The organism is Gloeocapsa sp. PCC 7428, assembly GCF_000317555.1.
Classification (GTDB): Bacteria; Cyanobacteriota; Cyanobacteriia; order Cyanobacteriales; family Chroococcidiopsidaceae; genus Chroogloeocystis.
This window is the reverse complement of the sequence record NC_019745.1, coordinates 4,164,660-4,190,538: the sequence shown is the minus strand read 5'-3', so window position 1 is coordinate 4,190,538 and position 25,879 is coordinate 4,164,660. Positions and strand designations below refer to the sequence as shown.

At 46.3% G+C, this 25,879-nt stretch carries 31 protein-coding genes and 1 tRNA gene; 13 read left to right on the top strand and 19 right to left on the bottom strand.

Features of this window, described 5'->3' with window-relative positions; all coding sequences use genetic code 11:
- Positions 1–27 precede the first annotated feature (27 nt).
- From GLO7428_RS18490 to GLO7428_RS18480, 3 genes are all read right to left on the bottom strand, one after another.
- A complete protein-coding gene (locus GLO7428_RS18490; RefSeq protein WP_015190097.1) occupies positions 28–1,233 on the bottom strand; it encodes a transposase in 1,206 nt (401 codons plus the stop codon).
- A 249-nt stretch (positions 1,234–1,482) separates the two neighbouring features.
- Positions 1,483–1,731, bottom strand: a complete 249-nt coding sequence (locus GLO7428_RS18485) for a hypothetical protein (protein WP_015190096.1) — start codon at positions 1,729–1,731, stop codon at positions 1,483–1,485.
- Positions 1,731–2,147 (bottom strand): hypothetical protein, encoded by a 417-nt coding sequence (locus GLO7428_RS18480; RefSeq protein WP_015190095.1) that lies wholly within the window; start codon positions 2,145–2,147, stop codon positions 1,731–1,733. The genes GLO7428_RS18485 and GLO7428_RS18480 overlap by 1 nt, the downstream gene beginning before the upstream one ends.
- Positions 2,148–2,393: 246 nt before the next feature.
- Between GLO7428_RS18480 and GLO7428_RS29780 the strand changes: the two genes are divergently transcribed.
- Positions 2,394–2,624 (top strand): helix-turn-helix transcriptional regulator, encoded by a 231-nt coding sequence (locus tag GLO7428_RS29780; protein WP_015190094.1) that lies wholly within the window; start codon positions 2,394–2,396, stop codon positions 2,622–2,624.
- Between the two features lie 174 nt (positions 2,625–2,798).
- A complete protein-coding gene (locus tag GLO7428_RS27995) occupies positions 2,799–3,239 on the top strand; it encodes a hypothetical protein (protein ID WP_015190093.1) in 441 nt (146 codons plus the stop codon).
- Between the two features lie 113 nt (positions 3,240–3,352).
- On the opposite strand, the gene GLO7428_RS18470 is transcribed toward GLO7428_RS27995, so the two are convergent.
- On the bottom strand, positions 3,353–3,931 hold the full coding sequence (locus tag GLO7428_RS18470; RefSeq protein WP_015190092.1) for a site-specific integrase: 579 nt from the start codon (positions 3,929–3,931) through the stop codon (positions 3,353–3,355).
- A 222-nt stretch (positions 3,932–4,153) separates the two neighbouring features.
- Between GLO7428_RS18470 and GLO7428_RS18465 the strand changes: the two genes are divergently transcribed.
- The 9 genes from GLO7428_RS18465 to GLO7428_RS18430 all read left to right on the top strand — a co-directional run bounded on the left by GLO7428_RS18465 (position 4,154) and on the right by GLO7428_RS18430 (position 10,414).
- Positions 4,154–6,517, top strand: coding sequence for a hypothetical protein (locus tag GLO7428_RS18465; protein WP_015190091.1), 2,364 nt, complete (start codon positions 4,154–4,156; stop codon positions 6,515–6,517).
- Complete coding sequence (locus GLO7428_RS18460; protein WP_015190090.1) at positions 6,517–7,317, top strand: hypothetical protein; 801 nt, start codon at positions 6,517–6,519, stop codon at positions 7,315–7,317. The genes GLO7428_RS18465 and GLO7428_RS18460 overlap by 1 nt, the downstream gene beginning before the upstream one ends.
- 96 nt (positions 7,318–7,413) lie before the next feature.
- Positions 7,414–7,986, top strand: coding sequence for a hypothetical protein (locus GLO7428_RS18455; RefSeq protein ID WP_015190089.1), 573 nt, complete (start codon positions 7,414–7,416; stop codon positions 7,984–7,986).
- A gap of 38 nt (positions 7,987–8,024) precedes the next feature.
- Positions 8,025–8,219 (top strand): hypothetical protein, encoded by a 195-nt coding sequence (locus tag GLO7428_RS18450; RefSeq protein WP_155823795.1) that lies wholly within the window; start codon positions 8,025–8,027, stop codon positions 8,217–8,219.
- Between the two features lies 1 nt (position 8,220).
- The gene (locus GLO7428_RS18445) at positions 8,221–8,700 is read left to right on the top strand and encodes a hypothetical protein (RefSeq protein ID WP_015190087.1); all 480 of its coding nucleotides are present in this window, start codon (positions 8,221–8,223) and stop codon (positions 8,698–8,700) included.
- A gap of 17 nt (positions 8,701–8,717) precedes the next feature.
- On the top strand, positions 8,718–8,966 hold the full coding sequence (locus tag GLO7428_RS18440; protein WP_155823792.1) for a hypothetical protein: 249 nt from the start codon (positions 8,718–8,720) through the stop codon (positions 8,964–8,966).
- A complete protein-coding gene (locus GLO7428_RS27990) occupies positions 8,959–9,126 on the top strand; it encodes a hypothetical protein (RefSeq protein ID WP_015190085.1) in 168 nt (55 codons plus the stop codon). The genes GLO7428_RS18440 and GLO7428_RS27990 overlap by 8 nt, the downstream gene beginning before the upstream one ends.
- Positions 9,119–9,589 (top strand): hypothetical protein, encoded by a 471-nt coding sequence (locus tag GLO7428_RS29135; protein ID WP_015190084.1) that lies wholly within the window; start codon positions 9,119–9,121, stop codon positions 9,587–9,589. Before GLO7428_RS27990 ends, GLO7428_RS29135 begins: the two co-directional genes overlap by 8 nt.
- A 66-nt stretch (positions 9,590–9,655) precedes the next feature.
- Entirely contained in the window at positions 9,656–10,414 is a 759-nt protein-coding gene (locus GLO7428_RS18430; protein WP_015190083.1) for an SDR family NAD(P)-dependent oxidoreductase, read from the top strand.
- Between the two features lie 56 nt (positions 10,415–10,470).
- On the opposite strand, the gene GLO7428_RS18425 is transcribed toward GLO7428_RS18430, so the two are convergent.
- The 5 genes from GLO7428_RS18425 to yqeK all read right to left on the bottom strand — a co-directional run bounded on the left by GLO7428_RS18425 (position 10,471) and on the right by yqeK (position 13,290).
- Positions 10,471–10,547, bottom strand: a tRNA-Met gene (locus GLO7428_RS18425).
- 40 nt (positions 10,548–10,587) lie between these two features.
- Positions 10,588–11,541, bottom strand: coding sequence for an asparaginase (locus GLO7428_RS18420; RefSeq protein ID WP_015190082.1), 954 nt, complete (start codon positions 11,539–11,541; stop codon positions 10,588–10,590).
- Positions 11,542–11,602: 61 nt separating this feature from the next.
- The gene (locus GLO7428_RS18415; RefSeq protein WP_196797632.1) at positions 11,603–12,100 is read right to left on the bottom strand and encodes a CGLD27 family protein; all 498 of its coding nucleotides are present in this window, start codon (positions 12,098–12,100) and stop codon (positions 11,603–11,605) included.
- 7 nt (positions 12,101–12,107) lie between these two features.
- A complete protein-coding gene (rsfS, locus tag GLO7428_RS18410) occupies positions 12,108–12,551 on the bottom strand; it encodes a ribosome silencing factor (protein WP_015190080.1) in 444 nt (147 codons plus the stop codon).
- 103 nt (positions 12,552–12,654) lie between these two features.
- A complete protein-coding gene (gene yqeK, locus GLO7428_RS18405; protein ID WP_015190079.1) occupies positions 12,655–13,290 on the bottom strand; it encodes a bis(5'-nucleosyl)-tetraphosphatase (symmetrical) YqeK in 636 nt (211 codons plus the stop codon).
- Between the two features lie 104 nt (positions 13,291–13,394).
- Here yqeK and GLO7428_RS18400 point away from each other — a divergent pair, with 104 nt between their 5' ends.
- Positions 13,395–14,192 (top strand): 7-carboxy-7-deazaguanine synthase QueE, encoded by a 798-nt coding sequence (locus tag GLO7428_RS18400; RefSeq protein ID WP_015190078.1) that lies wholly within the window; start codon positions 13,395–13,397, stop codon positions 14,190–14,192.
- 7 nt (positions 14,193–14,199) lie between these two features.
- Here GLO7428_RS18400 and GLO7428_RS18395 read toward each other — a convergent pair whose 3' ends face one another.
- Entirely contained in the window at positions 14,200–14,853 is a 654-nt protein-coding gene (locus GLO7428_RS18395; protein ID WP_015190077.1) for a DUF3318 domain-containing protein, read from the bottom strand.
- 300 nt (positions 14,854–15,153) lie between these two features.
- Between GLO7428_RS18395 and pheA the strand changes: the two genes are divergently transcribed.
- Positions 15,154–16,017: a prephenate dehydratase gene (pheA, locus tag GLO7428_RS18390; RefSeq protein ID WP_015190076.1), complete on the top strand. Its 864-nt coding sequence runs from the start codon at positions 15,154–15,156 to the stop codon at positions 16,015–16,017.
- Here the strand turns inward: pheA and GLO7428_RS18385 are convergent.
- The 9 genes from GLO7428_RS18385 to GLO7428_RS18345 all read right to left on the bottom strand — a co-directional run bounded on the left by GLO7428_RS18385 (position 16,014) and on the right by GLO7428_RS18345 (position 25,259).
- Positions 16,014–16,655, bottom strand: a complete 642-nt coding sequence (locus GLO7428_RS18385) for an LON peptidase substrate-binding domain-containing protein (protein ID WP_015190075.1) — start codon at positions 16,653–16,655, stop codon at positions 16,014–16,016. The genes pheA and GLO7428_RS18385 overlap by 4 nt on opposite strands.
- A gap of 176 nt (positions 16,656–16,831) precedes the next feature.
- The gene (rpsJ, locus tag GLO7428_RS18380) at positions 16,832–17,149 is read right to left on the bottom strand and encodes a 30S ribosomal protein S10 (protein WP_015190074.1); all 318 of its coding nucleotides are present in this window, start codon (positions 17,147–17,149) and stop codon (positions 16,832–16,834) included.
- Between the two features lie 293 nt (positions 17,150–17,442).
- Positions 17,443–18,672 (bottom strand): elongation factor Tu, encoded by a 1,230-nt coding sequence (gene tuf, locus GLO7428_RS18375; RefSeq protein ID WP_015190073.1) that lies wholly within the window; start codon positions 18,670–18,672, stop codon positions 17,443–17,445.
- 22 nt (positions 18,673–18,694) lie between these two features.
- The gene (gene fusA, locus GLO7428_RS18370) at positions 18,695–20,770 is read right to left on the bottom strand and encodes an elongation factor G (RefSeq protein WP_015190072.1); all 2,076 of its coding nucleotides are present in this window, start codon (positions 20,768–20,770) and stop codon (positions 18,695–18,697) included.
- A 104-nt stretch (positions 20,771–20,874) separates the two neighbouring features.
- Positions 20,875–21,345, bottom strand: coding sequence for a 30S ribosomal protein S7 (gene rpsG, locus GLO7428_RS18365; RefSeq protein WP_015190071.1), 471 nt, complete (start codon positions 21,343–21,345; stop codon positions 20,875–20,877).
- Between the two features lie 260 nt (positions 21,346–21,605).
- Positions 21,606–21,977, bottom strand: a complete 372-nt coding sequence (gene rpsL / locus GLO7428_RS18360) for a 30S ribosomal protein S12 (RefSeq protein WP_015190070.1) — start codon at positions 21,975–21,977, stop codon at positions 21,606–21,608.
- A 192-nt stretch (positions 21,978–22,169) separates the two neighbouring features.
- Positions 22,170–22,520, bottom strand: coding sequence for an iron-sulfur cluster assembly accessory protein (locus GLO7428_RS18355; RefSeq protein WP_015190069.1), 351 nt, complete (start codon positions 22,518–22,520; stop codon positions 22,170–22,172).
- A 126-nt stretch (positions 22,521–22,646) separates the two neighbouring features.
- Positions 22,647–23,066 (bottom strand): cupin domain-containing protein, encoded by a 420-nt coding sequence (locus tag GLO7428_RS18350; RefSeq protein WP_015190068.1) that lies wholly within the window; start codon positions 23,064–23,066, stop codon positions 22,647–22,649.
- Between the two features lie 294 nt (positions 23,067–23,360).
- Positions 23,361–25,259 carry a phosphodiester glycosidase family protein gene (locus tag GLO7428_RS18345; protein WP_155823789.1) on the bottom strand — a complete coding sequence of 633 codons (1,899 nt, stop codon included), beginning with the start codon at positions 25,257–25,259 and terminating at the stop codon, positions 23,361–23,363.
- Between the last annotated feature and the right edge of the window lie 620 nt (positions 25,260–25,879).

Here is a 25,879-nt window from a genome sequence, read left to right as displayed (position 1 = left end):
ATGCGAATAACTCGGATGCTTTCTCTTCTACTCTAGCTCCTTCTGACTAAAAGCTTGCAGTAGCCTCCTGTAAAGTAGCGTCGCGGCTTTGGCACAAGTCCGCAGTTGGGCTAACTTTCCTGGCAGTTGACTTGCCTTTAATTCATCGAGATACTCGCCTAAAAGCCGCACAGTATCAGTGTGTCGTCCTCGGCGCGGTTCAACCTGACACAAACACCACTGCCACAGCGCTTGTCTGCACAAACTGCTACCGCCAGGTACCCAGTTGGTCGATTGTCCTGATGAATCTTCAACAAGCCCCATACCAATGCGTAATTTGAACGCGCGTAACGAGCGATCGCGTTTTGTGGCTCTACCCGACTTTGATTCTCCCCACTCAATCACGGGTTGATTATCTTGGTTCAAAAAATCTTCAAATGGGTAAATGTGCGACAGCAACACCGCACGCGATCGCACTCCAAAACCAAAAGAATCGAATACTCGGCAGTAAATTGCAAAATCGCTTTTCTGAAGTAACGTCAAAATCTCTTGCTCAATCCTGTCTTGATGACGCTCTAAATCGCAAATGCGCTTTGATTGATGGATTGTAAACTCAGAGATTTCTAATCCATATTCATGCGCGACCGACTTTTTCCACAGGCGATCGTAGTAGGGCGATGCGCGATCGCCGCTCAACCAACCCCACAACGGCGGTAGGTCGTCACGTACTTTCCGCAATGATCGCATCTTGGCGACTTCGGGAAATTCGTGCGCGAGATACTGGCGCGTGCAGTTGATGATTGGGGTGGTGATGCGATTCAAGTGCGCCAATTGCATGACGCAACGGCGCAGGTGTAATGCGCTCTTCGGCACAAACCGCAAAAAGAATTCTGGATTATCAATGTATTGCCAGCCGTAAGCCGCGAGTGCTAAGGCATCGGCACGATCGTTTTTATTCGGCAGGCGGTGCAACTTCCGGTAGGCGCGAACCTGGACGTGCCCGACGTAGCGGACTTCGACGCCTTCAACGGTTAATGCGCGCTGCCAAAATTCGGCGTAGTGCATTCCGGTTGGTTCGAGGATGGCAATATCGGGTTTAACGGCGAGTAACGCGGCGATACCGGAGCGCGTCGCGGGAAACTCAACAATCGCGCTTTTATGCGCAGCAAAAAACGGCTTGAGAGGAAGTGGTAATGCTTCCAGGCAGCAAGCTACGACGCTGGCGCTACCAACGTCTAAACCAACTATTTTCATGAGTTAATGGGGATGTAACGTAAAACCCCGTTGTCGTGCCTTCTGAATCTCCCTAGAGCTTTTGGCTCAATCCACTCTCAAAGGCTAGGGGTAAGCTACGCAGCAATAATCCAGCAATTCCAAGAAGAGATTAAGGGATAAAAACCCCGCTCCAGCATCAAGTGCTGTTACGCTGCGTGGCTGCTGCAAGGTTTGGACCCAAGCCGCGACGGGTAAACCCCGTTTCGCCGTTGCTGGCTCGTCAGGCGGCTAGAAGGGGATGTCGCCAGGATCTGATGACTTTGCTGCTGGCGGTTTGGGACGCTTATCAATAAGATCCCAGCAGGACAGATCTTCGTTTAGAGCTTCAATAATCGCACTCGCACGTTCTGCGTGATAAACGCGCGTTTCATCCCGCGCCCAAATTATGCGCGCGACGGGTGGATCGAGTTCGGTTTCGATTCGGCGCACGAGTTCAAGATTGATGAACTCACCTCCTGGTAATGCAAGTATTTTCATTATCCGTACGCCTTTTGGTAAACGCGCCCTTGCCACCAGGCAACTTGGTACGACGGCGCGATCGCTTCGTTGCGATGCGGCAATCTTGGCTGCGCGGCTTTGCGACTTCGGGGGCGCGGTTGTTCTGACTCTGGAAAGATCTCGCTCAGCAACCAGTCGTCAACTAGCAGTAATTCCCAAATATCGAATAGCCGCCTAAACTTGCGCTGTTTGTTACCGAGACTCAATACCCAGCCAGAGGCGGTGCGAACGAGCGTCATACACGCATCGCGAACAAGTTTGAGAACGCGCTTTAGCGTTGGACGCTCAACGGGGTCGGGATTTTTAGCGCGCTTAATCGTATTTTCCGCAGCTTTAAGTTGTTGCTCTAATTCAGCAACGCGTTCGCGCAAGGCGCGCAATTCGTCTTGACTCATGGCTTTTTGGTTGTTGGTTGTGGGCAAGTGTCTCCTTGAGCCTACCCAGCGACGCGACGGCTTACGGGTTTTGCGGCACAAGTGAGAAACTGAATGCAAACGCAGTCATTTCGTGGGCATCCATTCCTTGGAATGCCTGCGTTTTTTTCGTTTCTTTTCCCCAAACTCATTTAGGGTAACAACTTTTAGCCTAAACCAATTTGGGGAAAGCGTCAATCAAATTAGGCAAAATTAATTTAGGGTAAAATGACAAAAAAGCCTTTATCACCTCTTATGAGACTAAGGACACTCAGGCATATAACCCAAAAGGAACTTGCGGATGCTTTAGGTGTTACAGAAAACACTGTGGCGAATTGGGAAAGGGGAAGGGCAATACCAAAGCTAACTGTCCGTCAGTTTAAGACCCTGCTTAAGGTGCTAGAGATTACAGCAGACCAATTGCCTGATGATTTTGGACCACCGATCAGCCACAACTAAAAATGTGCATCCTGCAAATAAAAACTGCGCTTCATGGCGCAGTGGACGTTGTGAATTAAGGAGGGATGAGCAAAAAAAACATTTTGCTTCGGTTGACGCTAAATCACTGAAGAAAACTGCCAATGGATGCTAAAAATCCATTGGCAGTTAAAACCAAAAAACCATTTACATCATATGACTGCCACAACTGTATGTGTTAGCGCTCGTGTGTGTCAGCATGAGCGCTTAATTATTGGGTTAGACTGCGCCTACTGCCCTGATTGTAAAAGAGAATTTCTACCCTGGACTCCTGAATATCAGAATTTACTTTCTACTCCAGAACCAACCGATATAAGTTCTGGAGTAACTCAAGACAGTTCTGGAGTAAACTCAAAATCTACTCCAGAACACATTCACTGGGTCGAAACTTACTCGCCCTCGAACAAAAAGAAACACGTTTATTACCGATACGTGTGGATGGAAAAACAGAAATTGCATCACGTTCACATTCCTGGCGGCAACACTGCGAACGAGCGCGCGATCGCACTACAAGAGCAAGTAACAGAAGCTATAAAAAGAGGCGATACCCCCGTTGCCATCAAAGCGCTGATTAAAAATGGACTCATCAGACCCTGAACTGCTATTTTCCGGTCAGCCGTGCCCCTACTGCGCGTCGCATAATACCTGGACGCACGAATCGGCACTTGAATCGTACTGCTGGGACTGCGGCATCATTTTTCTGCGCCATTCTAAAGAAGCGCGATCGCACTTCGCGTGCGCTCCGGATCGACCTCGATATAGCGAATCAGCGATTTTAGATCTTGATGCCCCGTGATTAGTTGAATCGTGTGGATATCAACGCCTTTGCGGTAGAGCGTCGTAATGAACGTGCGGCGCGTTGAATGTGTGCTGTAGCCTTTGTGTGCCAGGTAAGCGCGTTCGACCGCACCGCGCAGCATCAAATCAGCTGCTCTTAAAGTGATATGTGTCTCCTCGTCCACCGGACTCGGAAATAGCCAGCGAGTTTTAGGGCAGCCATATTTTTCTAAAATCTCGCGTAGTTCGGGATGCACGGGAACCTGGCGCGTCGTGCGGATGCCGCGCGTTGATGCTTTGCGCGTGATTGCGCGGAAAGTGATATGCGATCGCACTCCATTATCATCAAATACATCACTCACTTGCAGCTGCACAATCGCTCCCCAGCGTTCGCCGGTGTAGCGCGCGATATCAAATAGCAATCGATGCTTTTTATTCGCAATTGATCGCCGCACTTTCACATAATCCGCATCGCTAAAAATTGCCGCTTGCCCGTGACGATTATTCTTCATATTGCACCTTCCAGATTTGCCCTGACGATCGACTTCTGCTTTTATCTAACTAATAGGTAAAAGTGGAATGATTGAAGTATTAGCTATTAAATAAAAACTCATCAATTAATGGCACAGCAATGCTTTGAACTCCATCAGTAAGCTACCGGATTTACATAAAAGCAGAATAATTACTGATATTTATTTCTTGATTAGAACGAAGGTAAAACAATCAGTAATTCTATGGGGTTAACTTTACCAGTTGTTCTCAATGGTCCAGGCGGTGCCGCCGTTATTAACTTCGTTAAACAACGTCTTTTACCCTCACTAATCAATCCCGCCACGTCACTCCCGCCGCAAGCCAAAGTTGTCGTTGGTGCGGTGATGGTCGGTCAAGCCGCGTACTTGCTCCTTGACGAGCCAACGCGCAACCAACTTGTAGACTTTGTTAAGCAAGTCTACTGCGCCACAAATCCCAGTGCGGGCATCTGCCAAATTCAACCAACAACGCCAGGACGATACCGCATCGAAGGAATCTATGAAACGCAAGGGCTAGGAACCGATAAATTTGTTTTCAACACTCAAATAGGAGTCCAAGCCAAACCACCGTTTCGGATCGGTGACTACAATGGCAACCCTAGATCCGCCATCTATGACGCAAATAATCTTCGAGTTGTATCAAACCTTTATCAATTAGCATCAATTAGTCGGTATTGCATACTAACGAGTGAAACAAGTACTAACGGCTGCCCTGCACCGCCGCCCAAATGGGAAGACTTGACGCCGCAACAGCGCCAAGAAATCGTCGATACGCTCACCGATACCAACTGGAAAGACTTCATTGCTTCCCGACCGCCCACGGGTACGCTACAAGATAGCTTTGGTCAAAACACCACTGGCGACACGCTGCTAACCGGCGACCCGACAACGCCTATTGAAGTTGACCGCGCCCCGCGCGAAGTCCCCGTGGGTACACCTGTACCCACAATCTTTGCAGACCAGCCGCACCACGCCGCTGCGCACGCCGTGGGGCAATCGCAACCCGTCCAACAAATTCAACAAAACGTCCAACAAGTCGAACAAACCGTCAACACAACAACGCAACAGATTCAACAAAACGTTCAACAACTCGAACAAACAGTCAACGCCACAACGCAACCAATCGCGCAGACACTGCCGCAAGTTCAACAACAAATTAATAATCAAGTTCTCCCGAAACTTGATGAAATTCAACTGAGTTTCCCTGGACTTGGTGAAGTTGTTACGAATATTCCTAATCAAATTCAACAAGTAATCCCCAGCGCAGTTGGTACCGCACTCAATGAATCAAACCCAATTCAACAAATTCAACAAGCCAATAACAACGTTCAACAACAATTACAAAACATTCAAGATAATATTCAACAACAACTTGCCGCCCCAATTCAACAAATCGGGCAACAAGCAACAACAATTCAACAATCAATTCCTGACATTCAACAACAATTACAAAACGTTCAAAACAATATTCAACTTGAGCTTGCTGCACCGCTTCAACAAATTGGGCAACAAGTTAATCAAACAACAGTTGCACTGCCAGGCATTACCGAAGCAATTAATAATATTCCCGACCAAACTGGGCTTTTAATTCCCGCTGCGATTGGCACCGCGCTATCGCAACCCGCGACGCAAGAAAAGTTAGGGGCGATTGTTGGTGACGCGACGTGTCAAGCGCTATCGGGTAATAACAAATGCTCCGGTAACCCATTGCCGAGCATGAACAACAAGCTCGACGACATTGTGCAGAAACTCGATGCCGCAACGCAAGCTGCGCAAGGCGTACTACTAAAAAACATCGACGACGGCGTGAAATTGCTCAACACCAAAGTTGGGGATGTTGCTGCGTTCGGTTCGATTTCACAAGCCATCAACGGGTTTATCAGCAGTGCTGGTGTAGATCGCGTCGTCAACCTTGTGACGATGGCAGGCGTGATTCACAACTGCATGATGCTTTCAACAAGCATTAAAGACACGTTCTTTGAATGCATGGATAACTTGTTTGCCATCCCTGCATTAATCAAAGACCCCAATGCAGACACGATCAACACGCAGGATGTTTTTACAAAATACCTCGACAGTTATTTCAGCAATTTATTCGGCGCAACCGAGTGGACGGCAATCAAGGCGCAGTGGAAAGCCTACAGCACAATCTATAACACTGGCGCGCAAGTATTTGGCAACGTCCGCGACATCTTTGAAGAGACGCAAAACATCAACGAAACAACGCGCAACTGGGTCGCCGAACTCGGTAACGGACTGCAAGACGAAGGACTTATTGGCGAAGACAACTGGAATTACAAAGATCCCAATCAAAGACCAAAAGGCAAGTATTTTGGCAGGCTACAGCGCATTGCTGAAGGGTTAGAAACTGTTGAGAACGTGTTTGAAGACTTAGAAAACATTACATCCTCGGCGCGCAATATCGTCGAAACTGCGAACGAAATCAAAGAAAACGCCGCGACGATTCAAACAGCGGTAACAGCGGCGAACGCTGCGGCTAAAGCTGACCGCGATGCAGAAGAAGAAGGCTTAGACCTGCCCAACTTTAGCTTGGAGGATATATTTTAATGCCCGATCTCTCTTGGGCGCGGCAACGCAAATTCTTACGCGCGCCAACAATTGGATACAATGCCGAAGTTTACCGGCACTTTCGCGATATTGACAACTTCCCCAATCGACTTGCAGTCCGCGATTTGTGTTTAATCACGGCTAAAGATAGTCGATTGACCGCAGATAGCAAAATGCGGTTCTTCTACGACCGCGTTCTAAAATTACCGTTCAAGCCTACAGTTGTTGGCGTTTTAAAAGAAAATTTTGACGATGCGCAAATCAAATACAAATGTCAAATTCAACTTTATTTCAAGCAAGATCTTGATTCAGTTCCTGATAATTACGCACCGCTCGACGCGCAAATTACTTTTCGCATTGATGAAACTGCGGAATCAATAACTGAAGCAAAATATAAAGCTTTAGCTAATAAAATTCGCTTGGAATTTGCGCTTAACAATGGCTATCGCTGGAGTAAAGGCAAATACATTTGCTGGTATAAAGATGCAGCTAAAGGATATGACTTACAAATCTATGCTTTAAATGCAACCGAAGGCGAACAAGTTATTAAGAAGGTACTCGATATTCAAGGTGATGTTTTTGAGGAAGATAATTTCCGCATCACTGAGCCAAAAAAAGCGTCAGACAACATCACAAGCAATCAGGCAATTTTAGGGAAAAGCTATAAAAAGCGCCGCTGGCGACCTACCGGCTATGTGCGGTTTGCTTATGCAGATTTGATCGTTCGCGGTATCTCTGACCCAATTTGCTTAGTAGATCGCACCGGCTCGCGCTACCGTCCGGTTCACTTCGTGCCGTAGCTACGTATTTGGTGTGGAACCCTTAAGGGTTCCGTGAGGTTTTAGCCGCCTTATGTCGTGGCTAGAATCGCGGTCGCATAGAAAGATTTATAGATTATGGCTAAACGATTTAAAAATTTAGAAGCAGCGCTTAATTATTTAAGATCTACGAGCGACGACGGTACTGGAGTCAACCCACAAGCTCCCGCAGGTAGCCAACTACGGCGCTACCAAGAATGGGTTGCAGGCGAACGCTCTATCTCCTATACGCGCGCTGCCGCTTCCAAGCCTGGGCGCATTGATGAATTAGCTATATTACCGTTTGCGCGTCCAGGTGGACCAAAACTGATTGTGCCGGTATCGCAGCGCGCGATCAGCAATATCAATGTCACCGGTCTTTCAACGACTGAGTTGAACGTTTCGACAGAGTTGAATTTAGCCGTCGTCCGTCGCGCCTTCAAACCTGCACAAGCGCACGTGACTCTTTTAGGTTCAGGAACTGGCTCAGATAACTCTAAAATCACCGGCAGAAGGTACATCAAGAAGGGTAATCGAACCTATACGCTACCGTTCGGTGCTAAAGCGACTGGCGACGACCGCTCGTTTGCAACAGTTATGGATGAAATTCGCGCCAAAGTCCTCGAAGGAAATACCCGTAGCGTTAGCTTTACTCCCGAAGTCTTCCGCTAAGCGCTATGCACCTCGATCAAATTATTAGCCCCCAGTTCGTGGTCGGGACAAATGAGAACAGCGATGAATTCTTAGATGCCGCAATGCGGTTTGAAACAACTGCGCTGGCACTGAATCAATTCATCGCTGGGCGAATTAATTTTTCCGACTACGTAGACATTCTGGAAACGTGCGGCGTGGATATCGACCAATTTTTGACCGCCGCAATCGACAATTTAGCTCTTGTGTATTGACATGAGTCAGCTTACGGTTGACCTCGCAAATCCCAATAACTGGGGTGAAGTGCTTGACGAATCGCGCAGCGCGGTGCCAATTACACAAACTGCCTACGACCCGATTGCCGCGTTTGAAGTCGGCATCCTGCTCAATACTCCGATTATTCGAGTGCGGACGCTATCACCAAGTGCGAAATCGCGCTGGCGGTTTGCAGGAACGCTCTCGCAGCGCGTCAGTATCGTCAACACCGCGTTTAATAGTACGCCCGCCGTTACCTATTCCAAGGGACTGCGGCTCAACCGCACCGAGGTGATCCGCCTGCCGTGGCTATCGAGTGATTACGAACTGGTTTTTGAGCCGCCGTACTGGATGCGCGATTTGCGTTTAACGATTTGGGAATACACCGGCGTTTATGCCGAACAGCTTGAGGAATTACTCGACACGGTGAAGGTTGATTTAGCGCGGCTCGAAACCAAGGTCGATGCTTTATCGAGTTAAGAATTATGGGACTTGAAATGCTTGGCACCCTAATCGGTGCGGTGACGTTTTTGGGCGGAGTTTTGGCGTGGTATCGCTCAAGCGTTGAAACGAACTACGCGCAGAAGCGCGAATTTAACCACCTGCGAAATAACCAAGAGCAGCTAAGCGAGAATCTTAAATTTATTGCCAAAGAGATGGACTCGCGCTTTGACGGCGTTCAAAGTCAATTGCTCGAACTTAAGGGGATGTTTTACGCGTCGCTGCGCGGAGGGACGCATGAATAAGACCACATCGGGAATTTTTACGTTGTGCGTTGCCCTGGTGTGTGGATCGTTCTTTTTGGCGATGCGCAACGTTGAACTACAAGCGCTGTTTTTGGATCTAGCCAAAATTGCAACCAGCGGCTATATCGGCTATTCGATGCGCGGAGGTGCGGATGCCTAGCATCGAGTTTTACTTACAGCTACCACTTAATCCGCGATTATCACTCATTTATGGCTATCTCTTGATCAAGCGCCGTCCCCAAGACGCGGGAATTAAGATGCTTGCCACTAGCGGTACCGTAGGGCATCAATGTGCGGGGTCTTGGACGCGCAAGAGACGAGGACCGCTGCCACCGAGTGGGGCGATTGGGGCGCACAAATACACTGTTAGCACGCAAAGACTGTGGTTGCCGCACGTCAAAGGCGTCGAAGGCTCGTTTTATGCGATCGCACCTTTTTCGGTGCAACTCGGTAGCGTGACGCGCGGGGATTTTGGCATTCATTTTGATGCGAATGTGCCAGGGAGCGCGGGGTGCATTGTCATCCCACAGCAAGCGCATTGGGACTTATTTTGCCAACTCATGCAGGAATTTCGCGACGCGGGTATTCAACAAATTCCACTTGCAGTTTACTACAGTACTTAGTGGGGATTCCAGCATAGAACAAAATTTTATGAAAGCGATTAGCAATTAGCACTCCGAGGAGGATTCATGATCAATTTACAGGACAAAGTGATTTTAGTGACAGGAGGATCGCGCGGAATTGGTGCCACAACGGTATTGACACTTGCCCAAGCTGGAGCTTACGTGATTTTACATTACAGTCGAGCGCACTCCTCTGCCCAAGCACTTGCCAAAGAAATCAGTGACGATCGCTGTTTCTTAGTACAAGCCGATCTTGCTGTTCAGAATGCGAGTCAAACTTTATGGCATCAAGCGATCGCTTGGCGCGGGCAAATCGATGTATTGGTCAACAACGCGGGAATTATTCAATCGGCTGGGATTGATGACGATCTCCATCTTTGGAGTAGCGCATGGCAAACAACTTTACAAGTTAACTTAATAGCGGTTGCTGATTTATGCCGCGCAGCGATTGGACACTTTCGCGATCGCGCTGGTGGAATTATTATTAATCTTGCGAGTCGTGCAGCCTTTCGCGGTGACGCTCCAGATTATATCCACTACGCTGCCTCAAAAGGTGGCGTTATTGCTTTAACGCGCAGTATCGCACGGGGATTTGCCGCTGATAATATTCTTGCTTTTGCGGTTGCGCCTGGTTTTGTCAAAACTGAGATGGTAGACGAGTTTATTCAAGAGTACGGCGAAGCAGCTGTTACGCGCGATATTCCCTTAGGTAAAATTGCTCCACCGCAAGATGTAGCTAATGTTATTGCTTTTCTAGCTTCTGGGTTAGCCCCTCACATGACTGGGACAACGATTGACATTAATGGAGCATCTTATATGCACTAATTTAGCTAAAATAAAACCTCGCAACCACTAAAGATTACGAGGTTTACTTTTTGATTTGGTGGCGGGAAGTGGATTTGAACCACTGACCTTCGGGTTATGAGCCCGACGAGCTACCAGGCTGCTCTATCCCGCGTCAACTTATCTAATATAACCTATTATCAGAATTTTAGCAACTACAACATGGACAATTCGCCGATGACTTCGAGGCGCTTATATTTTCCTAGTGTCATAAATGATTCAGCAAGCGTTTCGGCAACACTCGGACTTATCCAACCCATTTGCTGCAATAGATAGATTGCCACTGCGTATTTAGCCCGCTTTGCCCCATCCATGACTTTAATGGCTAACCCCATACCTTCGCCAATTCGACCAATACACTGAATGCCTTCTGCACCAGCTTTGCTCACTAATTCGCCTTGCGTTAAGCGCATCAATTCGGTATCAAATTCACCATCTCCAGCAACCATCGTTGGGTGGTGTGTCATGGCGCGTACAATGCGTTCCATATCCAAATTATTGCCAGAGGCTAGCTGCGCGTACAACGACGCAATTTGTCCCATTTGCATTAAATAAGTTGGCGCGCCACAATCATCATGCGCGCAAATAAATTCCTCGGCTGGCATCCGTAGCAATTCGGCAATTTTACCAAAAATCAGTTGCTGTACGGGGTGGTTGCGCTGTAAATAATTATTCAACGACCAACGTCGCTGTTGGCAAACCGCAAGCATTCCGGCGTGTTTCCCCGAACAGTTGTACTGCAATGAACTGCGTTTGCCTTCAGGAATCGGACACTGTAAAACGGAAGGATCAATATCTGCACGCCATAGAATATTAAATACTTGACGCACTTGCTCAATTGTGCCTTTATGCGAACTACAGATGATTGCTAAATCGCGATCCGTTAGGTTGTAGCGTTCGAGTGTCCCTGTAGTGGTGACACCTAATGCTTGAAATGGCTTGAGTGCAGAACGGATAAATGTTGCAGTCTCAGCGTTTCCAGCAACAGACAAAATGCGTCCTCGGTCGTCACATACAACAGCCTGGACTACATGTCTAGATTCGATAATACCTTCGCGCAGTAACCTCACTTCGAGTTCTGCGGCTTGAGTTCGTTTTCCCCTTGTCATGGGTAAACTCTATCATTTAGCGGGACGTCAGAGTTGATTTTAGATTGGAAAAGTACGTAAATTACAGAAAATACCAAATTAACTCACCTGATAGTAAAAGTAAGCAAATAACCCCTAAAGTTTGTTGTAGCCGTTGGATAATCGGTTTAATTTCGTAACTGACGATCAAGCGATCGCGCGTGAGGACTTCTTGCGGTTTTGTCCATGTTTGTCCGTCGTACCAACCGGACTCTTCATAAAAAATTGTCGGACTTGCTAGGCGATCGCTAACATAAGACCACCCCAAATACCAACGTACTACCGTAAATATCACGCCGATGGTTGCTAATCCTGCACCACAGAGCATAAATTGTGAAATATGCTTTTGTGGAGAAAAACTTGCCGCAGCTACAGGTCCTGCAATCACCCAGGATAACCCCCACACCCAAGCCAGCTTAGTAATATACTTGCGCCATTCTAAGCTACAAGTACTAAAGTAGCTTGATGCTTTTAGTGCTTCGTATTCGTTGAGTGGCTGTTGTTCAACAGGGACTGGACAATCCGACACTGAAAAATCCATCATGGTGCTATGCCCCATCGGCGGTAGTAAATTCGATTTGTTCCGCATGACCCCAAAACGCTTCTAAATTATAAAACTCGCGCTCTTTTGGCATCATGACGTGAACTATTACATCGCCGTAGTCTTGTAATACCCAACTCGCATCTACTTTTCCTTCGGTACGTAGCGGTTGCCGTTGCCACTCTTGTTCAATTTGATCCGCAATTGCTTGGGCGATCGCGCGGACTTGAACGTGCGAGTACCCTGTCGCGATGACAAAATAGTCTGCCATGTAGGATACATCTGCAACTCGCAACACAATGATGTCGCCTGCTTTACGATCCGAAGCCGCTTGGGCAGCAGCAAGGGCTAACTCTTCACTACTATCAATCTCTGCTTGTGCTGATTTGACTGCACTTGCTGCCGTAGATATAGACTGTGATTGTGAATTTACTGGCGAATATTCAGTCATTACACCTCATAAGAAATTATTAATTTTTATTAAACATTTTTAAAAGATGACTGGACACGGGTATTGCTGCGGTTTTTCTTGCATACTAACAAAAAACCGTAGTTCATGCAGTTTTATCCGTAGCTTGCTGCGAATTTTTTACTTTTTGCAAAAACCAGTTACGTGTCGCAACTGTTCGAGGATGAATTAGACGATGCGTTTCGATTAATAACCGCAAGGAGTAGTCACACGTTAGCCAAACTGCTTGTTCGAGATTGTAATAGCTTGCTTTGCGCAATTCTTCTAATTCTGGAGTCTCGCCGCGCCCTGGTTCTAAGCTATCTGCTAAAAAGACGATGCAGCTTAGCGCATTCATGCCTGGTTGACCTAAAGTATGGTTAGCGATCGCAGAGCATACATCTTGATCGTTTACACTAAAAGTATCTCTGGCAATCAGCGCTCCGACATCCGCGTGTAACAAGTGAGGATTTGCTTTACTGACAGGATCGATCTCTAATCCTTCCGCTTGTGCCATTGTCAAGAGTTTTTGCGGCTTAAAATACTTTGCTAAGTCGTGCATTAACGCTGCCTTCGCGGCTTTTTCGACATCAACTCGATGATGGTGTGCCAAGGCGATCGCCATCTGTTCTACTCTGAGAATGTGTTGGATGCGCGATTGCGGTACGTTTTCTGCTAGCCAAGCGAGAATGCGATCGCGTTCATTAGGAGTATTTAACGCTAAAGTTTGGTCGGAAAGCACAGTAAGACGACTGAAGGTTATTCCACCACTTAATTGTAACGAAATGTTAGAAATAAATTAAAACTAGCAAAACTGCTGATGGCTTATTTCAATTGCTTAACCCAATGTCTGTAACTACTGCTGAAACTACGACTGCACGACTTGTTGAGGTTTTTTCTGCGATTCAAGGAGAAGGACTCAATGTCGGTACGCGGCAAATTTTTATTCGCTTTGCCTTGTGTGACTTACGCTGTCACTTTTGTGATAGCGCGCATACTTGGAGGGTACCGCGTACATATCGCGTTGAGCGATCGCCAGGGTCGCGCGATTTTGAAACCTACGATAACCCAGTTTCGCTCGATTTGCTTTTAAAGTGGGTGCAGCAACTTAATGTACCTGGTTTACACGACAGTATTAGCCTGACTGGTGGTGAACCTTTGCTGCATAGTGCCTTTTTATTACAATTTCTTCCCCAAGTACAAAAACGTACAGGATTACCAATTTACTTAGAAACCGGCGGACATCGGCCGCAGCAGTTAGCAATGGTATTACCACATCTCAACTCGGTGGGAATGGATTTGAAGTTACCTAGCGTCAGTGGCGAAAGCTATTGGCAAGAACACGCAGAGTTTTTGCAGCGTTGCAACAAGTCGGGTGTGGAGGTGTTTGCTAAAGTCATTGTTTCCGCTGAAACGGACAGCGCAGAACTACACCAAGCTGCGGAATTAGTCGCCGATGTTAACCCCGAAATAGTCTTATTCCTCCAACCTGTGACACTCTTGGAATCAGCGCAGCGACATAGCCAAGCAAATTTTTCCGCGCCAACTCCTGCCCAAGTTTTAACTTGGCAAGCCGAAATGAAGCGATCGCTCAAGCACGTACGCGTTGTTCCACAAACGCACAAAATGCTCAATCAGCTATAAATTATATTCAATCGCCGTAAACTACTTCCTGCTGCGAGGCTTTTGTTCGAGCTTTCGCTTTATTTGCACTGCGCTTGAGGGCTTGTAGTCTTGACTCATATTTTGCCCGTTGACGCTTGCTAGGTGATTGTTCAATCAATGTTTTCAGCGCACTGCCAAGGCTCTTGTAGGCATTAGGGAGAGTATAGTTGAAACGAGTCGCAAGCGCGATCGCTTTTTCATCGGCTTCGATTGCTTCTTGTAGTTGCTTTTGTCCGTTATTTTTTACGTATAGTCTATAGCCAGACACGCCACACAGTCCAAGCGCTAGTAGTAGCAACAATCCGTCTTGCACCCACAGTTCACCTACTGCACCACCTAACCCGATCGCCAAGGCTGCCATTTCCCATCCATCTTTAGGAATGGTATCGTTCTGAATTCGGGCAACTTCGTGCCAAAACAACAGATTGCGCTGATCAATTGCTAGTTGATCCCATTTAACTAAATCGATGAGAACTTCTACTTGATCTCTGCCAACCTCTTCTGTCGTAATGAGTGGAGGGTTGACTTCGGTTGTTCCTTCTACACTTACCCAGCTTTGTAACTCGGGTGGAAGTAAGTTTCTTAAGCGGCGCAGTTCGCTCATTTCTGCTTTAGCAGAGGTTGTTGCGTAGGATGTCATAGACTCGGTGTTATTGCAAATTATAGGTAAAGCTACTGTCTCTCATATCGAAGTATACCGTGTCCTTTTATGGTAGCAAGATAATCAATATGATGGCACGTAGCTGCCCTACTCAAAAAAGTGTGCAAAGCAGCACACTAAGATAAGAGTCTTGAGGGCGTAAGACGTTTCTGACTCAGAGTTTACAGAGGTAGATTTCGTTTATCTAGCAGCGCGAGTTCATTCGTCAAACTCTTTATGAACGAAAATAATCCCACACCAGTGCAAGATATGAGTAGAAGTTAAACAGGCAAAAAACGCATGGCAATGTTGATTGCACATTTAGGACCTACTGGCACTTATGCAGAACAAGCAGCTTTAGCTTATCTCAATCAGTTCAAGTCCGAAGAACAAACTACGCTATGTCCTTATCCGAGTATTGCTCAAACTTTAAAAGCTGTGGCGCGAGGTAAAGCAGATGTTGCCGTTGTGCCTGTTGAGAATTCAATTGAAGGTAGTGTCACCATTACCCTAGATACGCTTTGGCAGCTAGATCAATTACAAATTCAACTTGCATTAGTTTTGCCAATTACTCATGCTTTACTGTCACACGCGCCAAGTTTAGAAGCGATCAATACAGTATACTCGCACCCGCAAGCACTAGCGCAGTGTCAAGGATGGCTAGAGCAGTTTTTGCCTAATGTTGAGCTAATTCCAGCAAATTCTACAACCGAAGCGCTGCAACATCTCGAACAAGAAAGTAGTGCCGGTGCGATCTCTTCGTTACGTGCAGCCCAGATTTACAATTTACCGATCCTGGCGCGTGCCATTAATGACTATCCCGATAACTGTACGCGGTTTTGGGTAGTAGGTCAGCGTTCTGTGAGTCGTCAAATGTCTGCTGTAAAATACACTCACACGTCTGTTGCGTTTAGTTTGCCAGCTAATATTCCTGGAGCCTTAGTTAAACCTCTGCAAATTTTTGCAGAGCGCAGCATTAATCTCAGTCGCATTGAGTCGCGCCCGACGAAGCGATCGCTTGGTGAATATCTTTTCTTCCTCGATTTAGAAGCCGATGCCAATTCACCGCTAGTACAATCTGCGATCGCCGAACTGTCTACCTTTACAGAAATTCTCAAACTCTTCGGTAGCTACAACGTGGTAGAGGTAAAAAGTGATTCTTAGTTAAAAGTATCTTTCAAGACGGTACGCGCTGCTAAATGATTGCGAGTGGAGGTTAAAATCTCTGCTTCACGTTCTAAGCGCGCCGCAGTGTCTTGCATTTCGAGTAAGTTCTGCTGCTCTGCGGCAACGCCATAAAGATTACTCGCGACCCAATAAGACAGTTCTGTCGGTAAATCAGGAATATCTTTTGGAAGTTCAATATTCTGTTCTGTTAGCTTCGCCGAGAGACGCACGACATCATGAAGTAGTTGTTCTACCTCTTTTGCTAACGGCTTGAGGTCTTTTTGGGGCGGGTTGTCTTCAATCCACTCGACTAAACCGACTTTGTAAGGCTTTTCTCGAACGTATTCTAAAACGCGAAAGCGCTGCTGTCCTAGCGTTAAAATATTCATGCGGTCGTCTGGTAGCCGCTGATACTGAATCACTTCGGCACAACAGCCCACTGTCGCAGGTTGATTTTGCACTGGGTCCCACAACAAGACGCCAAATCGGCGATCGCTCTCTAGAATCGTGTTCATCATGATCCGGTAGCGAAATTCAAAGATATGTAGGGGTAGAGGTCTACCGGGGAAGAGAACTACTTCAGGTAAAGGAAACAGGGACAGTTCTCGAACCGCAATTTTGGAAGAGGATGCCATGTTCGCTCAGTAAAAACGGTAACTGCGCAATATATACCTACTTTAACCTATTTGTTAAGCAAAATTACCAAATTCTATGAGGTAATAGGTAATGGGTAATTGGTAATGTAAATGTTTTCCCCTAACCAATGACCAATTACCAACCTCAAAGAGATGTTTTTGCTCACCCAACTTTATTAGAGTTTAACTTCGATATCGACACCGGATGGTAAATCAAGTTTCATCAACGCATCAATAGTTTTGGAAGAAGGTTGATAAATATCAATAATCCGGCGGTGAGTCCGTGTCTCAAAGTGTTCGCGCGAGTCTTTATCGACGTGGGGAGAACGCAGTACGCAATAAATTTTCTTCTTAGTAGGTAAGGGAATTGGGCCAATTGCTGTAGCATTGGTTCGATTTGCCGTATCTACGATCTTTTCACACGAAGTATCGAGTAGGCGGCGATCAAAAGCCTGCAATCGAATCCGAATTTTTTGCTGTTGAAGAGTTGCCATTTCTTTAGTTTTCCTGGTTCAGTTTTAATTTGGTAAAGATCTTTTGCTTGTGTTTACGGCTCACAAGATCCTAAACTTCATACATAAATGTTCCTTCGCCCCCAGATTTAAGGTAGAGCAAGTCCCCTAAATCTGAGGAACCAATGCGCCCTAGAAGTTACCCTCGCTGAGTACAAGTGGCGTCGATTGAGAAGACAAGTGCAGCATCTTTGGCACTTTTGACATTAAAAGAGCAGAAAAGCATTTTACCGCATGAGCGTTGCCTTTCTGCTCTCAATTTGTTCGCAAAGGTGTTACTTCACAATTTTAGAAACAACACCTGCACCAATGGTACGACCGCCTTCGCGAATTGCAAAGCGCATTCCTTGCTCAATTGCGATTGGGCTGATTAGTTCTACAGTCATTTTGACGCGATCGCCTGGCATCACCATTTCAGCTTCGCTACCATCATCAGAAGTGAAAGCTTTGATTGTGCCAGTTACATCCGTTGTCCGTACATAGAACTGAGGACGATAGCCGGAGAAGAATGGTGTCTTCCGACCGCCTTCTTTGTCTGTCAGTACGTAAACTTCGGACTCGAATTCGGTGTGAGGAGTGATGCTACCAGGCTTAGCTAGTACCATTCCTCGCTCGATTTCTTCTTTCTTTAAACCGCGAAGCAGTACTCCCACGTTATCTCCAGCCATACCTTCATCTAAGGTTTTCTGGAACATCTCTACACCAGTAACTGTAGTGCTACGAGTATTTTTGATACCTACTAACTCTACGGTTTCGCCTACCTTGATTTTACCGCGCTCGATTCTACCGGTAGCTACAGTACCCCGACCAGAAATCGAGAACACGTCTTCTACTGCCATCAAGAAGGGCTTATCCACGTCACGCTCTGGTGTCGGGATGTAAGCATCGACTGCATCCATTAACTCATAGATTTTGTCAACCCATTCGTTATCACCTCTTTGTGTAGAGGGATTCCCTGTCATTGCTTCGAGTGCTAACAAGGCGCTGCCTGCAACGATGGGGATATCATCGCCAGGGAAGTCGTATGAGCTAAGAAGCTCGCGTACTTCTAGTTCTACAAGTTCTAGAAGTTCTTCATCATCTACCATGTCTTTCTTGTTTAAGAAGACAACGATATTCGGAACCCCTACTTGTTTCGCTAACAAAATGTGTTCGCGAGTTTGAGGCATTGGACCATCAGCAGCAGATACAACGAGGATAGCTCCATCCATTTGCGCTGCGCCAGTGATCATGTTTTTCACATAGTCAGCGTGTCCTGGGCAGTCTACGTGAGCATAGTGCCGTTTTTCTGTCTCATACTCCACGTGCGCTGTATTGATGGTGATACCGCGAGCCTTTTCTTCAGGAGCAGCATCAATATCATCATATTTGCGAGCTTTCGCTTGACCCAGAGCCGCCAGGGTCATAGTGATTGCTGCTGTCAGCGTGGTTTTGCCGTGGTCAACGTGACCAATCGTACCGATGTTAACGTGGGGTTTAGTTCTTTCAAACTTTGCGCGTGCCATGAATGATCGGTTCCTTTCTTAATTATGCGTTCCCTTTACTTTTAGCGATAATTGCTTCAGCCACGTTGCGAGGTACTTCCTCGTAGTTACTAAACTCCATCGTGAAGATACCCCGACCTTGGGTCTTCGAGCGGATATCTGTAGCATAGCCGAACATTTCTGCCAATGGAACTTTAGCAGTAACTTTTGCGATGCCTTGATCAGATCCCATGCCTTCGATTTGACCGCGACGGGAGTTGAGGTCGCCCATAACATCCCCTAGGAAGTTTTCGGGTACTTCTACCTCTACTTTCATCATAGGTTCTAATAGCACTGGTGAAGCTTTCATTACAGCTTCTTTCATCGCCATTGAACCGGCGATTTTAAACGCCATTTCCGAGGAGTCAACTTCGTGGTAAGAACCATCAACCAAAGTTGCTTTGACATCAATAACTGGATATCCAGCCAAAACACCTGATTCACAGGTTTCTTTCATCCCTTGTTCGACGGGGGAGATATACTCTTTAGGTACTGCACCGCCCACAATTTTAGAGACAAACTCAAAGCCTGTTCCAGGTTCGCCTGGTGATAGCTCAACAACGACGTGTCCGTATTGACCTTTACCACCACTTTGACGAATGAACTTGCCTTCCGCTTTCACAGGTTTACGCACAGTTTCGCGATAAGCAACTTGTGGCGCACCTACGTTAGCTTCTACCTTAAATTCCCGTAACATACGGTCTACGAGGATTTCTAGGTGCAATTCTCCCATTCCTGAAATGACGGTTTGATTCGTTTCAGGGTCAACACTGACACGGAAGGTCGGATCTTCTTCAGACAGGGATTGCAGTGCTTTCGACAGCTTATCCATGTCTTGCTTGGTTTTTGGTTCGACCGCTACCGAGATCACTGGCTCTGGAATATACAGAGACTCTAGTATAACTGGAGCATTCTCATCGCAAAGTGTATCACCTGTAAAGGTGTCTTTGAGTCCTAGCGCTGCTCCCAAATCGCCGGCGCGGAGTTCGTCTACGTCGGTTCGCTCATCAGCTTTTAAGACCACTAAGCGCGATACTCGCTCTTTCTTACCCTTAGTGGAGTTCATGACATAGCTACCCTTCTTGAGAACTCCAGAGTAGACGCGGATAAACGTCAGACGCCCATAAGGATCTGCCATGATTTTGAAAGCCAAAGCGGAGAAGGGTTCTTCATCACTCGCTTGACGTTCAACTGTATCACCGGATGGTAGCGTACCTTGAATCGCTGGTACGTCAATCGGTGCTGGAAGATAATCGACAACTGCGTCGAGCAGTAGTTGCACGCCTTTATTTTTAAAAGCCGAACCACACAGCACAGGGACAATTGTTCCTGCGATTGTTCCTTGACGTAAACCTTTACGAATTTCTGCTTCAGTCAGTTCTTCGCCTTCGAGGTACTTTTCGATCAATTCTTCGTCGGTTTCGGCGACGGCTTCTATAAGCTTTGTACGATACTCTACTGCTTCTTCCTGCATTTCGGCAGGGATATCAGCTTCTTGAATATCTGTTCCTTTATCGTTTGTGTAAATAAAGGCACGCATTCGCACAAGGTCTACAATGCCTCTGAGCGTGTCTTCGCTACCGATTGGCAGTTGTACTGGTACTGCATTGGCACGTAAGCGATCGCGGATTTGGTCGTAAACTTTGTAGAAGTTTGCCCCAGTTCGATCCATTTTGTTGATAAAGGCAATTCTCGGAACTTTGTACCGATCTGCCTGTCTCCACACAGTTTCTGACTGAGGTTGCACGCCACCAACCGAGCAAAACACGGCAATTACACCGTCTAGTACTCGCATTGAACGCTCAACTTCGATTGTGAAGTCTACGTGCCCAGGCGTATCAATGATATTGATCTGGTGATCTTTCCAACTTGTCGTAATCGCAGCAGCGGTAATTGTAATTCCTCGTTCCCGCTCTTGCTCCATCCAGTCAGTGACTGCTGTTCCTTCGTGAACTTCACCAATTTTGTGAACAATACCGGAATAAAAGAGAATTCGCTCTGTTGTTGTTGTCTTGCCCGCATCAATGTGGGCCGCAATCCCGATATTGCGTACTTTTTCCAGCGGGACTGTACGTGCCACAGTTACCTCCTTGAATTGTGTTGCCGCAGGTATCTTTATATTACTCTCTGTTAAAATTCTATACGTTTAGGGAAACCCGTTCTATATTTATGCTGATTTCCCCTCTAGTATCGATAGTGAGCGAATGCTTTATTTGCTTCTGCCATACGATGCGTTTCTTCTCGCTTACGGATTGCACTTCCTGTCTCGTTGGCAGCGTCCATTAATTCATTAGCAAGTTTGCTTGCCATTGAGCGACCTGAACGTTGTCTAGCGTACTGAATTAGCCAGCGGAGCGCTAACGTAGTTCCCCGATCTGCACGTACTTCCATCGGTACCTGGTAGGTTGCACCTCCAACACGGCGGGCTTTAACTTCGACTAGCGGAGTTGCATTACGTACCGCTCTTTCAAAAGTTTCGATAGGATCGCCACCAGTCCGTTCTTCAATCGTTTTCATTGCATCATAGATGATTCTTGCAGCTAGAGATTTTTTTCCGCTACGCATCACCCGTCGCATCATCATGCTGATGAGGCGACTGTTATATACTGAATCTGGGGGAACTGGACGTTTTTGAATAACAGTACGACGAGACATACGTAAGCCTTTAAATTGAACTACTGGGCAACAACGACATTTAAGAGCGGGCTTCGGCTGTGACACTCCTTGGCACAGCTTTAAATATAACTAGTCATTATTCTAGTTTTTAAGCTGGATATATTAACTTTGCTAGCCACCTAGGAAATATACCTCCGCTTATAGAAGCAAGCGTAGGCAATTACCTTTGCCACTTTAACATTTTTGTTTAAGAATTGTAGCAAGCGTGAGATTTGCTACAATTTTTTCTGCAAATTGTGTTACTTGGGGCGCTTTGTACCATATTTAGAACGACCCTGCTTGCGGTCTTTGACTCCGGCAGTATCTAGCGTCCCGCGAATGATGTGGTATCGCACTCCAGGCAAGTCTTTAACACGACCACCCCGAATCATAACGACCGAGTGTTCTTGTAAATTGTGACCAATTCCAGGAATGTATGCTGTGACTTCAAACCCAGAGGTCAAGCGCACTCTAGCTACCTTGCGCAGGGCAGAGTTAGGCTTCTTAGGTGTTGTAGTATATACCCGCGTGCAGACGCCTCTACGCTGCGGGCATTCCTTCAATGCTGGCGATTTTGTTTTCTTGCTTGTTAGTTGACGTTCGCTACGAATGAGTTGCTGTATAGTTGGCATGGGTTACAGCACGTAAATTTGCTTACTGCTTTAAGTTTTAACAAATCCTGAGTATAACAAACTTATCAGGTTTGTGTCAAATCGGCAGCAGCGAAGAACGGGGCAGAGGTCAGAGAATACAGTTAAGCTCTGTAGCCTTTTTGAATTAAAGAATGTGTCGAGGGTTCCTGCTTGATCGTTGGTTATCAATCGTTACTGTTGAGAAGTAGAGGCATCGGATGCTATAGAAAATGAGTTACCGCAGCTACAAGTTGCGATCGCTTGAGGATTATGAAAGCGAAAACCTCCGCCCATCAAATCTTCCGAATAATCAAGGAGGAGGTCATGAATATAGTCAATGCTTTGCGCATCGACAACAACTGTAATTCCGCTACAGTCATAAACGCGATCGCTTGGAGTTAGACTAGTATCAAATTCCATGTTGTATAACAAGCTAGAGCAGCCACCAGCTTGAACCTTTAGCCGAAAGAAGACATTTTGATTATGCTGCTTGGCTTGCAGGCGTTGAATTTCTTTAGCTGCGGATGTGCTGAGACGAACCATGATGCCTTAAAAGTAGGGAATGAAAATATGCCTTTACTCGCTAACAAGAGACAAAAGTTAATTTATAACGTTTGATTTAGCTTTCCTACAAAGCATCTTAACTGTTTTCTTCCCTACTCTTAATTGTTACTTTGTACGCGAGTAGTCGTCTTGGAACCGGACGATATCGTCTTCTCCCAAGTACTCGCCATTTTGGACTTCAATAATAACAAGGGGAATCACACCAGGATTTTCTAAGCGGTGGTTTGTACACTGAGGTACGTAGGTAGATTGATTATTCGTAAGTAGAATTTCGGCATCGCCACAAGTCACTTTTGCTGTACCTGAAACAACAATCCAGTGTTCGCTGCGGTGGTGGTGCATCTGTAGGCTCAGACGATGCCCTGGTTTAACTTCAATTCGCTTGATTTTGTAGCCGCGTCCTTCTTCGAGAATCGTGAAAGAACCCCAAGGTCTGAGTTCAGTAGCTGCAATGCCTTTATGACCTACAGATGGCGGTAAAGGCAGTGTTGTCGGCTCGTGGGCAGTTTCTTGAGCCTGAACCATACATTTTTCTCCTTAAAAAACGACTTATAGCAAATATAGAAAAACTGATTTTGCGCTTAAGATACCCAAACTTTGGCAAATATAGCCCAAGATAGCAAACACCTGCTAGCAACTGTCACTACAAAATGCATCCGTTTCATATTTTTATAACAACTCTTCATCAGTTGTGCGGTATGTTTAAGTAATCTTTAACTATAAGGAATTAATCAATTAGCTTTTGTTGGGCTAAATACTTTGGGATTATCAGGTACCTCTTCTTAAAAAGTTTGACTCTAATGAACGCGCGCTCACTATTTAGGTACGAGGTTCGAGGAAAATGCCTAATCCGTTGTGGACGCGGGCGGCGGTTCGGGGAGAGCGATCGAGCAACTGTCCTCCTAAGAAAAGACTCGTCGAACTACCACCGTCAAGATTTAAAGCATCAACACAGCCGAGATGTTGCATGATTTGGGCAATTTCGGTCAAGCTTGGACCAACACCATTCGCGCGATTGTGGACAGCAGCGATGAGGAGATTGCCTGTTGCGGTTACACCAATAGCACTTCGCGCGGCTTTTTGACGGCTAAAAGCTTCACTAAAGCCTTCAGCTTGCGCATTTAGCACGATTTGACGATTTTGTAATAGAAGCGGTCCACCGCCTAAGATATGCGGGTAACTAGCAAAATCAGCAGGACTTGTCGCGTTTTCGGTGCGGACGATTGTGCCTACAGGTAGTAAACTAGCAACTTGTGGATTTGCCCGTAGCGCGAGTAAGAAGCCGTTGGCAGGAATCGGAACTGTTGTTTCGCCAGCAGCACCACCAGGAATTTGTCCAGTGACTTGGTTATTTTGCACAACGACAATAATTTCGTTGTCAATGAGAGGAGTGTAGGTAGCGCCCCAAGTATTTGTATAGTGGGCAATACCAGGTTTGACGTAGCCACTGTTAAACGTCACAACCGGCAAACGCTGTCCGGAAGAAGTAATTATTGTTTCTTGAAGTTGTAGCCGTCCAAATTTGAATTTACCAGCATCATTCCAAGCGATCGCGCCTCGGTTGAGAATGGGACCGGATAACCATTGTCCGTCACGCCGAATTGCTCCTAAGGGTAACTGATTTTTGCGATTGAAAAAACCGCCGTTGATTGCCGCTGCGGCGTTTAATTGTTGCGCAGTTGTTATAATTGGTGCCGTACCAGTCAGCGAATTTGTGGCGCTAGAAATTGGTTTGAGTGCTAACCCTGTTGTGCGTGGATTGACTTCGATTAGAACGACAGGAAAGCGCGAATCGCCTAATGTGACAAATTGCTGTCGCCAACGGACACCAGAAGCCCATTGTATATCGCGTTCAACCATCGCATCCGGTCGTAAATCGATGACTAAGCGGTTGGGATTGGGTAAAGTACTTGGACGCGGTGATAAGCCAGCAGGAACACTGAGGCGAATTGTTGTCAAATTGGGTGCGCTTTCTAGTTGAAGTACCGAAGTTTGGTCGCTATCTTGAGCGCTGGTGAGTTGCGCAGGTAAACTTGGTTGAAAGCGTTGAAGTAGCGATCGCTGCGCTGTCGCATCAATAGTAATGAGCCATTCTTGATTCGGCGGTTGATCGTCATCAGTTGTGGATAATGGCGATTTAGGTTTTGCAGGAATCGGCTGTGATGTGACTTGCCAAAATGCTGGGCGGTCTAAATCAATGACAATGCGATCGCCCCATGCTTGTTTACCTTGGCGAATGTCTTTAATCATTGCGGCTGGAGTATTGATTTGTAGCGTATTGCCATTCGTTTGAATTTGCCAGCCAAGCTTTGTTGCTAATTGCGTAATATCGAGATAGCGATAGCTATTGTGATGCCAAGCATCTAATGTAAACGCTGAGGTTGTCGGTTGAGAAAACCATTGTACGGATTGCTTGGTGACATCTTTCGTGTTCAATAACTCAACGCCTAAAAGTTGCATTAGTCCAGCGTCGCTAATCGCTGTTGCCATTCCGGCTTTAGTCGGCTGCTGCCATTGACTCCAAGCACCTGGTAACGTACGATTATTGAGCGCAATTTGCGTACCTGTAGCAACTAAGCGCGGTGCGGAATTTTGACTTATTAATAAGGGCTTTGCAGTAGGTTTTGCGTGTGGCGACGACTGCTGCGCAGCACTACTCGTAGTCGCTGTCAACCATAATGTGATTGTTAGGAGCAAAAACAAAACTTTGCGCGGCATCAAAAAGGCGCGAGATAGGATACTAATAGGTATAGTCCACCCTTGCAAGGAGTGCGATCGCAGAGGAGTCAATCTAATGTGGATATTAAAGTAGTTTTGATCAGAGCTATGTTTATGCTTTGCGTTTGAACTGACATTTGCCTGATTGGTGCGCAAGGGCTGCTGAGTTCGTTTAGTTTCCTCGCTGTTCACTCCTAACTCCTAAATATTAAAAATTACTGACTTCTATTTCGAGGCTTAACGTCATAATGTATAGAAGTAGCTCGATCGCTCAGTAGGCACCAAACTGGTAGTATCTAGGTTTTGCTTAGTGCTTGAATGTACTATGGAGCTTGACTTTAAAATTGGGCGTCGTGTCAGCAACATAATAGATAAATGCTTGAGTAGCTCCTCCGCAGTAGCAGTAAACTTTTATTGCACTGAGGAATTGTCAAATCTGAGCATTTGATCATAACCTTACTCTGTTACTTTATGATAAAGATCGGGGAATACCGCACATCTTTTATGATTTGTCAATAGATTACGCATAAAGAAAATTAAGTTTTTGGCTAGCATTCCTTTCGCAGGAATTGCTGAGTCGTGACAAAATCATAAGTTTAAGACACTCACCCAAACACTAG

Bases quoted from the DNA above. Each gene is read 5' to 3' on its own strand.
- GLO7428_RS18490 (WP_015190097.1), bottom strand. From the start codon at position 1,233: ATGAAAATAGTTGGTTTAGACGTTGGTAGCGCCAGCGTCGTAGCTTGC.
- GLO7428_RS18485 (WP_015190096.1), bottom strand. From the start codon at position 1,731: ATGAAAATACTTGCATTACCAGGAGGTGAGTTCATCAATCTTGAACTC.
- GLO7428_RS18480 (WP_015190095.1), bottom strand. From the start codon at position 2,147: ATGAGTCAAGACGAATTGCGCGCCTTGCGCGAACGCGTTGCTGAATTA.
- GLO7428_RS29780 (WP_015190094.1), top strand. From the start codon at position 2,394: ATGACAAAAAAGCCTTTATCACCTCTTATGAGACTAAGGACACTCAGG.
- GLO7428_RS27995 (WP_015190093.1), top strand. From the start codon at position 2,799: ATGACTGCCACAACTGTATGTGTTAGCGCTCGTGTGTGTCAGCATGAG.
- GLO7428_RS18470 (WP_015190092.1), bottom strand. From the start codon at position 3,931: ATGAAGAATAATCGTCACGGGCAAGCGGCAATTTTTAGCGATGCGGAT.
- GLO7428_RS18465 (WP_015190091.1), top strand. From the start codon at position 4,154: ATGGGGTTAACTTTACCAGTTGTTCTCAATGGTCCAGGCGGTGCCGCC.
- GLO7428_RS18460 (WP_015190090.1), top strand. From the start codon at position 6,517: ATGCCCGATCTCTCTTGGGCGCGGCAACGCAAATTCTTACGCGCGCCA.
- GLO7428_RS18455 (WP_015190089.1), top strand. From the start codon at position 7,414: ATGGCTAAACGATTTAAAAATTTAGAAGCAGCGCTTAATTATTTAAGA.
- GLO7428_RS18445 (WP_015190087.1), top strand. From the start codon at position 8,221: ATGAGTCAGCTTACGGTTGACCTCGCAAATCCCAATAACTGGGGTGAA.
- GLO7428_RS18440 (WP_155823792.1), top strand. From the start codon at position 8,718: ATGCTTGGCACCCTAATCGGTGCGGTGACGTTTTTGGGCGGAGTTTTG.
- GLO7428_RS27990 (WP_015190085.1), top strand. From the start codon at position 8,959: ATGAATAAGACCACATCGGGAATTTTTACGTTGTGCGTTGCCCTGGTG.
- GLO7428_RS29135 (WP_015190084.1), top strand. From the start codon at position 9,119: ATGCCTAGCATCGAGTTTTACTTACAGCTACCACTTAATCCGCGATTA.
- GLO7428_RS18430 (WP_015190083.1), top strand. From the start codon at position 9,656: ATGATCAATTTACAGGACAAAGTGATTTTAGTGACAGGAGGATCGCGC.
- GLO7428_RS18420 (WP_015190082.1), bottom strand. From the start codon at position 11,541: ATGACAAGGGGAAAACGAACTCAAGCCGCAGAACTCGAAGTGAGGTTA.
- GLO7428_RS18415 (WP_196797632.1), bottom strand. From the start codon at position 12,100: ATGGATTTTTCAGTGTCGGATTGTCCAGTCCCTGTTGAACAACAGCCA.
- rsfS (WP_015190080.1), bottom strand. From the start codon at position 12,551: ATGACTGAATATTCGCCAGTAAATTCACAATCACAGTCTATATCTACG.
- GLO7428_RS18400 (WP_015190078.1), top strand. From the start codon at position 13,395: ATGTCTGTAACTACTGCTGAAACTACGACTGCACGACTTGTTGAGGTT.
- GLO7428_RS18395 (WP_015190077.1), bottom strand. From the start codon at position 14,853: ATGACATCCTACGCAACAACCTCTGCTAAAGCAGAAATGAGCGAACTG.
- pheA (WP_015190076.1), top strand. From the start codon at position 15,154: ATGGCAATGTTGATTGCACATTTAGGACCTACTGGCACTTATGCAGAA.
- GLO7428_RS18385 (WP_015190075.1), bottom strand. From the start codon at position 16,655: ATGGCATCCTCTTCCAAAATTGCGGTTCGAGAACTGTCCCTGTTTCCT.
- rpsJ (WP_015190074.1), bottom strand. From the start codon at position 17,149: ATGGCAACTCTTCAACAGCAAAAAATTCGGATTCGATTGCAGGCTTTT.
- tuf (WP_015190073.1), bottom strand. From the start codon at position 18,672: ATGGCACGCGCAAAGTTTGAAAGAACTAAACCCCACGTTAACATCGGT.
- rpsG (WP_015190071.1), bottom strand. From the start codon at position 21,345: ATGTCTCGTCGTACTGTTATTCAAAAACGTCCAGTTCCCCCAGATTCA.
- rpsL (WP_015190070.1), bottom strand. From the start codon at position 21,977: ATGCCAACTATACAGCAACTCATTCGTAGCGAACGTCAACTAACAAGC.
- GLO7428_RS18355 (WP_015190069.1), bottom strand. From the start codon at position 22,520: ATGGTTCGTCTCAGCACATCCGCAGCTAAAGAAATTCAACGCCTGCAA.
- GLO7428_RS18350 (WP_015190068.1), bottom strand. From the start codon at position 23,066: ATGGTTCAGGCTCAAGAAACTGCCCACGAGCCGACAACACTGCCTTTA.
- GLO7428_RS18345 (WP_155823789.1), bottom strand. From the start codon at position 25,259: ATGCCGCGCAAAGTTTTGTTTTTGCTCCTAACAATCACATTATGGTTG.